Raw genomic sequence first — 10,602 nt, 5'->3', positions numbered from 1 at the left:
AGTTATCGCATTTTTAATGAAAATGCTATAGTATTTTGCAGCATAATAATTTACAATGAAATTTTGTACACCATTGAAATAAAATTGATATGTCTTTAATTACTATTTATTCCCTATGATTAGTTTTCTCAAAAAAGAGTCAAGAAAAAATTACGCAAAAAAAATTGAATAAATTTATGATTTTGAATTAAATAACTATTCGATAACTAAAAAAAATACTAAAAATTTCCCAAAATTTTAAGTCAGGAATCTTAAAGAAAAAGTAACTTTTTTCTGTACCAAACTTATGTATAACTAAACATAGAAACTAAACAAATAAAACACAATAAAGGAACGAAAAAAATGGATGATAAACAAATGTTAATGATTCCTGGACCTACTCCAGTACCAGAAACAGCATTACTAGCAATGGCTAAACATCCAATAGGCCATAGAAGTGGAGACTTTTCTAAAATTATGGCCGAAGTCACAGAAAACCTCAAATGGCTCCATCAAACTAAAAATGATGTATTGATTCTAGCAGCAAGTGGTACTGGAGCTATGGAAGCTGGTATAATTAACTTCCTGAGTCCTGGCGATCGCGTACTATGTGGATGTAATGGTAAATTTGGCGATCGCTGGGCAGAAGTAGCAATAGCTTATGGCGTTGAAGTTGAGAAAATTACAGCTGAGTGGGGCAAGCCTCTAGACACAGAAGAATTTCGTCAACACCTAGAAGCGGATAAGGACAAACAAATTAAAGCAGTTATTCTTACTCATAGCGAAACATCTACAGGTGTTTTGAATGATTTAGAAACTATTAATAGTCATGTTAAGGCTCATGGTGAAGCTTTAATTATTGTAGATGCTGTGACAAGTCTTGGGGCAGTCAGCGTACCTATAGATGAGTTGGGCCTTGATGTGGTTGGTTCTGGTTCTCAGAAAGGTTACATGATACCTCCTGGTTTGGCTTTTGTGGCAGTTGGACCTAAAGCTTGGACTGCTTATGAAACAGCTAAGTTACCACGCTATTATCTAGACTTAGGTAAATATCGTAAAGATGCAGCTAAAAATACCACGCCTTTTACTCCACCAGTAAATTTATTCTTTGGCCTGCAAGCTACACTAAGAATGATGCAAGCTGAAGGATTAGAAAATATTTTTGCTCGACACGAACGTTTAAAGAATGCGACTCGTGCAGCAGTTAAGGCTTTAGGTTTACCTTTATTAGGTCCAGATGCAGTAGCTAGTCCTGCTGTGACAGCAGTTGCTCCACCACCAGAAATAGAAGCAGAAAAAGTCCGGTCCATTATGAAAAAGCGTTTTGATATTGCTTTAGCTGGTGGACAAGACCATCTGAAGGGGAAAATTTTCCGTATTGGACATTTGGGTTTTGTCTGTGACAGAGATATTCTGACGGCGATCGCTGCTTTGGAAGCTACTTTAGGAGAGTTGGAATATGGTTCTTTTGCTTCAGGAGCTGGTGTAACTGCTGCTGCCAAAGTTTTAACTGAATGATAATGAAATTGGCAGATAAGTAGTGATGCCATTTTTATTAAACTAGGTCATACTATCTATCTTGATTAATTTAGGACTTACGCAAACAAACTAGATATAGAGTTCAAAGATGACAATGTTATAGATTATTTAGTGTTGAAACTCAAAAATGCGTAAGTCCTGTAATCTTTAATTTTGAGGTATGATTTTTAGCTTTCTTTGAGTGAGGAAATTGTTATTAGTAGTAAATTGGGAAGATGAGGATATTAATAGTTAGATAAAGTATTTATTTCTAGCTAAATTGATAAACTAAATTTTACTATTAGAAATCTTTGATAATAAAAAATCAAGGCAAGTATTTAGTGTTTAGGAGTTAGTTAAATTAGCTTTTGTTAGCAAATTGAACTACTCGTTATTCTACTTTAATTCTCTAGTTCAAAATGTAGTAAAAGTAAAAGTTAAACTAAATACTTGCTTCCTTTATTATTAAAAATTTGTTTGTCTAAAATTCTATTTGACAAGATGACTTAGGAAAAAGTGAGCTGAATAGCTATAATAAATTAATTATGCCAAAGAAATTATCAACTATTTTCACCTGCTCCCTACTTCCTACTCCCTAATGATGTTTTGGGTTGATGTTGGGTTTCGTTACCTCAACCCAACCTACAAATACGGATAACTGATAACTGAAATGACCTACTCCTTATTTAATTAAAATCATAAGTATTTTGTAGCCAATCAAATATTTTATCTAACTGTTCTAAAGTAACTAAACCATATTGCCACAAAATCATCGACAAGGCATTAGAGTCTGGTTGAGGATATGATAATTCTGAAGTAACACTAGCTCGTTCAGCAACTGCTATAGAAGCAGAAGAAATAGATAGTTCATTTTGTAAAAAATTGATAAAGCGAGCATAATTTGTTGATGTCATATTGTTGTTCACCTCCTTTTTTCAAGGAATTTTTTGTTTAATTTTGATTTTTTCAGAAAAGATGTATATTATATACTTGACAGAATTTGCTAGTCAATGGAATTAATGTTTTTACTTGAGAATAAGCAATTTTTGATTATAATAAAGTAAAGTTTTTATGTATAAAGTTAACATCAGCCAATTTTTGGATTGTTACATAGCTCTAATTTTTTTTAAAGCAAATTAAAATTTTTTTTGATTGAGTACACAAAAGCTGAAACTTAGTTATCAAAATAGCTTTAGGTTTCTTCGATTTTTCTCTACATAAGTTACCTTTACTATTCCGCAAAATTATGTATTAGTTGAGATAAATTTTTTGGTGAAATTATAATAATCTCTCAAAATATATAGTTTTAAGCAAAAAAAATTATTCACTAGAGATAATGAGAAAATTTCTGATTTTTTAGTTGAATAAAAAATCATGTATATGGGCACATAAACCCATTTAAATAGATAGTATCACAATTTTAGTAAGAATGCAACCGATAATCCCGTCAAGGGCGATTTTTTTTGGGAAGCTCAGAGAATGAAAATGTTTATAGTTTTTAGTAAGCAAGGTATTGATAGAAATATTTAATGATGGAAAAAATGGGATTTTAATCTGAAAAATAGAGAAGTAAAGAAGCATTTTTCCATCATTATGAAAGTAGAAATTAAACTAATGCTTATTTCATTTATAAAAAAGCTGTTTCCGTAGCATTACAGAAAATACTTACTGAAAATTTTCAGGTAATTCTATTTCAAAATTCCTCAGCAAAAAAGCAAATTCATCAGTAATTTCTTCTATTATTTTCGTAGTAGGTTTTCCTGCTCCATGACCAGCTTTAGTTTCAATTCTAATTAACACCGGATTATCTCCAAGATGAACTTCTTGTAAAGCAGAAATAAACTTAAAACTATGAGCTGGAACAACTCGATCATCATGGTCAGCAGTAGTAACAAAAGTTGGAGGATAAGATATTTTTGACTTTAAATTATGTAGAGGAGAATAAGCATATAAAGCTTTAAAATCTTCTGGATTATCTGGAGAACCATAATCAGAAACCCAGGCCCAACCAATAGTAAATTTATGGAAACGTAACATATCTAATACTCCTACTGCGGGTAAAGCAGCACCAAATAATTCTGGTCTTTGAGTAATACAAGCACCCACTAATAAACCACCATTACTACCTCCTTTAATAGCTAATCTTTTTGAGGAAGTAAAGTTATTTTCTATCAACCACTCAGCAGCACTAATAAAGTCATCAAATACATTTTGTTTCTGTTGTTTTGTTCCTGCTTGATGCCACTCTTCACCATATTCTCCACCTCCACGAATATTGGCTATGGCATAAACTCCTCCCATCTCTAACCAGACTAATCTACTAATAGAAAAGCTGGGAGTTATAGAAATATTAAATCCTCCATATCCGTAAAGAATAGTTGGGTTATTGCTATCTAGTTTGATACCTTTTTTATGAATAATAAACATGGGAATTTTTGTACCATCTTTACTATTATAAAAAATTTGCTTGGTTTCAAATTCATCGGGATGAAAATCTACGTTTGATTGACGATAAATTTTACTTTCACCTGTCACCATATCGTACTGATAAATAGTTGAGGGAGTTGTGAAACTAACATAACTATAAAATGTGGTTTTGTCGTAACGTTTGCCATGAAAACCACCTACGGAACCAATACCAGGTAAGTCTACATTTCTGACTGGAGAACCATCAAGATTTAAGATTTTTATTTGAGTATGAGCATCTTTTAAATAGAAAGCAACGAACTGATTATTAAGTATGTTTACTCCTATCAATGTATCTGTTGTTTCGGGAATAATTTCTTGCCATTCATCTTTATTTTTTCCTGTGACTAAGGAAGGAGATGGGGGGTTATTTATATCTATAGCAATAACTCGTTTTTTCGGAGCATTAAAATCTGTGACAAACCAAAAGATATTATTATCATTATCTATCAGACTATATTGTGCTTCAAATTCACTAATTAGTTCTACTATTGGGGAGTTTGGTATGGTTAAATCTTTGTAGAAAACTAAGTTTTTGTTTTCTGTACTTTGACTAATTACCAAAATCAAATATTTGCCATCATCTGTCACAGAACAATTAAATAACCATTCTTTTTGGTCTGGTTTTTCATAGATAAGTACATCATCATTTTGAGCAGTACCTAAAGTATGATAGTAAACTTTTTGCAAATAATTAGTTTCTTCTAATTCTTTTTTTTGTGGTTGTTCGTAGCGACTATAAAACAATCCTTGATTATCATTTTTCCAAGTTGGTTGATTAAATTTTATCCATTGCAAAATATCTGGCAAATCTTCTCCTGTTTCAATATTTTTGATGCGCCATTCTTGCCAGTCTGAACCAGATTTAGAGATACCATAGGCGATTAATTTACCATCATTACTAATGGAAATTCTAGAAAGAGCGACTGTTCCATCTTCTGATAATTTGTTGGGGTCGATGAGAACTTTTGGTTCTGCATCTAGGGTAGGTAAAGTATATAAAATACTTTGATTTTGTAGACCATCATTTTTAAAATAGAAGTAGCGATCGCCTTCTCGGAAAGGAACGCTATATTTTTCATAATCCCAGATTTTTGTTAGTCGTTTTTTGATGGTTTCTCGTTCGGAAATTTCTGTCAGATAATTAAAGGTAATTTCGTTCTGAGATTTTATCCAATCTTGAGTTTTTTCTGAGTCTGGTTCTTCTAACCATCTATAAGGATCGGGAACTTGAATACCGTGATAATTTTCTGTTGTGTCTGTTTTTTCAGTGACAGGATATGTTAGAGGTTGTTTGGGATATTTCATATTTTTTTATTTGTGAATAGTTGATTTAATTTTAGAAACAAATTTCGCCTTTATCAAGTTTTTCTTGCAGTTTTACTTCTTGTTTTTTTTGCTGGGGTTTGTTTTTGGTATTTTTGAGGTCAGATACCTGGATAAGTTCAATCTTTGTCGGAATTTTTTCTCTTTTTTTATTAGCTGCTCAAGATATTTTTTCTAGACACCTGACTTGTAAAATGCAGCTATTAATTTTTATTCAAGAGTAAGTAATATCTATCAAATACTTGAATTTTGTCAACCATCATTTTTAAAATAGAAGTAGCGATCGCCTTCTCGGAAAGTCATGTTATATTTTTCATAATGCCAGATTTTTGTTAGTCGTTTTTTAATAGTTTCTGGTTAGGAAGTTTCTGTCAGATAATTAAAGATAATTTCATTTTTATCTTAAATAGAAGTAGTGATCGCCTTCTGAGAAAGTCATGTTATATTTTTCATAATGCCAAATTTTTGTTAGTCGTTTTTTTGATGGTTTCTGGTTAGGAAGTTTCTGTCAGATAATTAAAGATAATTTCATTTTTATCTTAAATAGAAGTAGCGATCGCCTTCTGAGAAAGTCATGTTATATTTTTCATAATGCCAAATTTTTGTTAGTCGTTTTTTAATAGTTTCTGGTTGAGAAGCAAATTTCTCTTTTATCAAGTTTTTCTTGAAGTTTAGCTTTTACATTGTTGGTAAATCTCATATCGGATACAAGATGAGCTAAATCTTTATAATGATTACTTTCTCTATTTTTTATTAGCTTTTGAATAGTTGTTTTCTTGACACCAGAACCTCTAAAGGCAGTTCTTAATTCTGATTCATTTGCTGTATTAATATTAATTCCAGTTTTTGAAAGTATTGAAGTTGGTGGAGGTGTTTCTTTTTCACCAGAAATGTTGGTATTAATTTCAGGTTTTGAAGTTGGAGTAGGTAGTATAAGTTGTGATTTTTCTTGACCAGAAATGTTGATATTCATTTCAGGTGGTGGACTTAGTTTATTTGTTGGAGGTGATAGTTCTTTATCTGCTTCAATAAATTCAATATTTTTCGACTTTAACTTTTTTGCTAAAAGTGACGGACATGAAGGAGCAATCATAAAAGCTAAGTCTGGAGGAGTATTATCCAAAGGATATGGATTAAATTCAAAATCATCTAACCAATCACTAAATATTTGTAAGTGAGAACTCAACAATTCATAATTTTTTGCCTCACCAAAACCTCTAGCTACTTGTGTACCATTATGACGTAATTCTACATAACAATCTAAAGCGTGATTTTTTCCTGTTTTTTTACCTGGAATAGAGTTTGTAGTGTCAAAAGTTAATAGTGTATATGCTTTCTGTTTTAAAAATTTTCCCCATTTTTCTCGACATTTTGCTTCAACTAATCCACGAGCATCACCTTCAAACTTTTGTTCTGACATTTCTGCAAAATACTTTTCGTTTACTCTTAAGACTTCTCCTCCATAATATTGACAAAATGCCCTTAAATTTTTTGCAGGTTCAATAGGAGATTTCAATGGTATATTTTGAACCTCTTGCCAAGCAACATTAAAATCTTTATATCCCTGATATGCTCCTCTAAACCTTTCATCTATTTTCTGTCTAATTATTTGATGCTCTTTTTCTAAACCCATACTAATAGATATTAAATTTTTCGCAATTAAGCTTTTTAACACAGAGTTTCCTTCAATAATTTGACTGACTCTATTTCTGGTTCCTACCAAATAAATTAGTAGAGGAATTTTAGACTTATATTCATCAGGTATTCGCTTGATTAAACCCTTCAACATTAGTTGAGTATTTTCTATTTCATTACCAGATGTTTTTAACGAATCTAATTCATCTATAAGATATGCAAAAGAAAATCCAGCAGAAACTTGATTAATACGGGATATTAGATTAAGAAATAGTTTCCCTAAATCTACACCAAGACTTACAAAAAACATCGAAAAACTTCCTTCTAAACTATCCCGAGCAATTTTCTTTCTATTGAGTTTATCTAATAATGCTTTGTCTGCATCATAATCTTTGAGAAATTCTATAGCTTCATCTCTTGCTAATGATTCTTGATTTCGTGTTAACTCCCAAAAAGTTTTGCTTAAAATATAACAGTAAAACTTGACTTCAAAACTGTAATTGCTAGATATTGGTGTTGCTGATAAATAGTCAAATCCAAACCTAATAACTACATAATTTTTTTGATCATCAGGTTTATTGATAATTAGTTGTTCTAAATAAGTTAGTAATGAAGTTTTGCCACTACCCAAAACAGCAGTAACAAATCTAGCAGTAAAATATCCTTCTTCAAAAGTGTGACGAATATCATCTTGAAGAAGCTCAGTAATATTAGATACTGCTCTTGTAGACAAACTGTTAGCTGAACATAAACTTCTATTATCTGAAAGAATATCATTTTTTCCAAGAGGTCTAATATCACGTTCAATCCAAATATCTTCAATAAAACCTTCTCCTTCTTTTATCCGTTGAAGAAAGTCTTTAATTACTCTTTTCTTTCCTGAATCTTCTGGCATAATTTTAATCCACCCACTCTATAAGTTCTTCATTATCTTCTACTACGGCAAACACAATACCGTCAGATTTTAATTTCTCAAAATATTTCTTTAAACTAGATTCAGAAATATTATTTTCCTCCATAAATTTTTGACAGATTTCTTGACTACGTATAACAACTATACCCCGCAATTCTTGAACCCTTCTTTCTTCAAAATAAAGCTTTTCAAACTTTTCCACAAAAGTCTCAAAATCTATATCTTCATCTACAACCTTTTTATCTATTTCCCCATACTTTGAAACTAACTTCAAACAAGACATCAAAGCATTTAAAATTTTAGGTCCTTTAACAGAGGTAAACTCATATTCAGTTCTTTGCAGATTAATAACCAGAACTTCCATACCCATCTCAGTCATTCTAATTCTATGTCTTTTCGGAGACTCCAATAATCCCTTTTCAAATAAACTTTCACAAATTTGTGCTGCATTTTTGCCATATTCTTTCGATAATTTAGCTAAATTAATCTTGACATTTCCTTTAGTTACTGTTCCCTCTGTTGAATAAGCGAATGTATAAAGCAAATAAAGCATTTGTTCAGTTGAAATTTCTGTCATTAGTTCCTCTTCTTAATTTTATTAATTCAGTATATTTTACACTAGCAAAAACCTTGTAGTAAAAACTTCTAAAATAGTCATGTTCATAACTAAAAATCTTTATATATTTAACATGGACTATCTCGATAGTCGATCTACTAACAATCAATATGAATTGTATCAGACAATAATCATTCTTATAAAGATTTTTTTTTGAATTAGGTCAATTTTTATTAAAAAAGCATAACATAAATAATTTAGTTTACTGAAAATTATTATCGTAAGCATTCAGCAGTCAGCTATTAGCTTTTAAGGTAAATCTATAATTTCTGACAAATATACATAGTTTTATCGAGTGAGATATATGGTTCAAAAGTAGAAGTTAAAAGATCCCTTGCTTCATTCGTTTTGATTGCACTTGAACTGACTGCTAATAGCCGAATGCTTACAAAAAATATTCATTCTATATCTTCATAAAAAACAGTTGATTCTTGACCAAAAGATTCTCCAATTAACTTATAAATCTCTCTTAAATCTTCAACTTTAAACGACTTAATTAACTTTTCTGCTGCCTTTTGAGGATTCTTAGGAACCACGACCCATAACTCCTTACTTAACTTACCTTCTGGTTGTTGTTCCAACCAATTTTTCACCGCAACTTTTCCTGATTCAGTAATCTGATAAAAGCCTCTTCCGCGACTTTTTGATTGTTCCAACCATCCCAAATGTTCCCATCTTTTTCTCCATAGTTGAGCAGTGCTATGAGCATAATCTAATATTTCCCCTATTTTAGATGCGTTTAAAACTTCATTTTCTGAACAAGTCTCCACCAGTTTAGAAAATTTATGAAAATAATTTGATGGATTTCCTAAATCCTTAACAGGGTCTTCTTGTATCTCAACTTTTTCAGTTTTAGTTGATTCTAATCCACTAATTAATTCTTCAATTTCTTTCGATTCACAACCTAATCCATAAGGTGGTTCAGCACGACATAATTCCTCATAACTATTAAATGGTTTTCCATGCTCATCAAGTAATTGTTGATAAGCTGCTGGTTGTTTCATTAATTCACGCCATGCTTTTAATTGTTCTCCATTAGCAACTATACTTTTTTTCAGAACAGATTGTAATTTTAATTTAATCGCAAGTGCCCATTGTGGAGTTCCAGGAGTAGCGCTAATCCCTCCTGTTTTTCCTAAAGTTTCATAATCCATTTTTCCCTGCATCGCAAAGAACATTTTATTTTAGGTTATCTCAGATATAATAAGCATTTAGCTATTAGCTATCAACTTTCAGCAAAATGACTTTTATTTTCCTTTCTTTTCCTTTTTTAGGAATATTTCGCCAACGGAATGCTTTACAAAAAAGGGATTTTTATCCCTGAAAAATATTTTCTAATACCCTATAAAAAATAGCCAGTAACTGATAGCTAATTACCGAATAATTACTTTAATTTTTTGGCGGTCTTTATACTTTAAATAGGTATATTCTTAGGCATTAATTATTTCAATTTTGGCGGTCTTAGCTATAATTTTAGCTATAGTTTTTATAAGGTTTATAAGCTGGTTTGGTATTGGATATTTTACCCAAGAATTAATAATGTAAATAATTCAAAAATTTAGGTTCAAAGCTTGTCCTAAAAATAGGATAAATCTAAAACTTTCCTTTGAGTAAATTCCATTCTTTTAAGAAGGCATAACTATATAATTGTTAATTACTGAATATACATCTATTTCCAATAAACTCAGTTTCTTAATAATAAAAACTTAAATTTTACCCCTTCATTCACCAATGCCATTTTTTCTGATATTCCCTAAAACCTTTCCCTCAAAGATGAGCTGAAAAAAAATTTAGCAAGCAAGTATTTTTACCTAACAATCAAATTTGTTGGTTTCTTGATACGAGCTATTTGTATATTTTCTATTTTAGATTATAGATTCACGAAGTCAACTACTCTATGAAGAAGTAAAGGAAAGAAAGAGTATGGAAATAGTAGGGGCGGGTTTTAACTAAAATTTTCATACCTACTCTCAAACTTATATCAACCCGCCCTTTCACTTCAATGAATAATTATTTATAGTAGGGGCGGGTTTTAACTAAAATTTTCATACCTATTCTCAAACTTATATCAACCCGCCCTTGCGGGTTTTAACTAAAATTTTCATACCTATTCTCAAACTTATATCAACCCGCCCTTGCGGGTTTTAAC

Annotated in this window: 7 protein-coding genes; 1 reads left to right on the top strand and 6 read right to left on the bottom strand. The window is 31.0% G+C overall.

Going from position 1 to position 10,602, the window contains the following annotated elements:
* The first annotated feature begins 342 nt into the window (after nucleotides 1–342).
* Nucleotides 343–1,497, top strand: a complete 1,155-nt coding sequence (locus VKJ25_RS23595) for a pyridoxal-phosphate-dependent aminotransferase family protein (RefSeq protein ID WP_324239097.1) — start codon at nucleotides 343–345, stop codon at nucleotides 1,495–1,497.
* A gap of 686 nt (nucleotides 1,498–2,183) precedes the next feature.
* On the opposite strand, the gene VKJ25_RS23590 is transcribed toward VKJ25_RS23595, so the two are convergent.
* The 6 genes from VKJ25_RS23590 to VKJ25_RS23570 all read right to left on the bottom strand — a co-directional run bounded on the left by VKJ25_RS23590 (nucleotide 2,184) and on the right by VKJ25_RS23570 (nucleotide 9,607).
* Nucleotides 2,184–2,411 carry a DUF2949 domain-containing protein gene (locus tag VKJ25_RS23590; protein WP_324239096.1) on the bottom strand — a complete coding sequence of 76 codons (228 nt, stop codon included), beginning with the start codon at nucleotides 2,409–2,411 and terminating at the stop codon, nucleotides 2,184–2,186.
* Nucleotides 2,412–3,162: 751 nt separating this feature from the next.
* Nucleotides 3,163–5,271 (bottom strand): prolyl oligopeptidase family serine peptidase, encoded by a 2,109-nt coding sequence (locus tag VKJ25_RS23585; RefSeq protein WP_324239095.1) that lies wholly within the window; start codon nucleotides 5,269–5,271, stop codon nucleotides 3,163–3,165.
* 270 nt (nucleotides 5,272–5,541) lie between these two features.
* Nucleotides 5,542–5,637 (bottom strand): hypothetical protein, encoded by a 96-nt coding sequence (locus VKJ25_RS24790; protein WP_375340370.1) that lies wholly within the window; start codon nucleotides 5,635–5,637, stop codon nucleotides 5,542–5,544.
* Between the two features lie 268 nt (nucleotides 5,638–5,905).
* Nucleotides 5,906–7,819, bottom strand: coding sequence for a ComEA family DNA-binding protein (locus VKJ25_RS23580; RefSeq protein ID WP_324239094.1), 1,914 nt, complete (start codon nucleotides 7,817–7,819; stop codon nucleotides 5,906–5,908).
* A gap of 4 nt (nucleotides 7,820–7,823) precedes the next feature.
* On the bottom strand, nucleotides 7,824–8,414 hold the full coding sequence (locus VKJ25_RS23575) for a hypothetical protein (RefSeq protein ID WP_324239093.1): 591 nt from the start codon (nucleotides 8,412–8,414) through the stop codon (nucleotides 7,824–7,826).
* 437 nt (nucleotides 8,415–8,851) lie between these two features.
* Nucleotides 8,852–9,607 carry a hypothetical protein gene (locus tag VKJ25_RS23570; protein ID WP_324239092.1) on the bottom strand — a complete coding sequence of 252 codons (756 nt, stop codon included), beginning with the start codon at nucleotides 9,605–9,607 and terminating at the stop codon, nucleotides 8,852–8,854.
* Between the last annotated feature and the right edge of the window lie 995 nt (nucleotides 9,608–10,602).

It is taken from the genome of Okeania sp. (assembly GCF_035285525.1).
GTDB lineage: Bacteria > Cyanobacteriota > Cyanobacteriia > Cyanobacteriales > Microcoleaceae > Trichodesmium.
The sequence above is the reverse complement of the archived record's forward strand: the minus strand, read 5'-3'. Positions and strand labels throughout refer to the sequence as shown.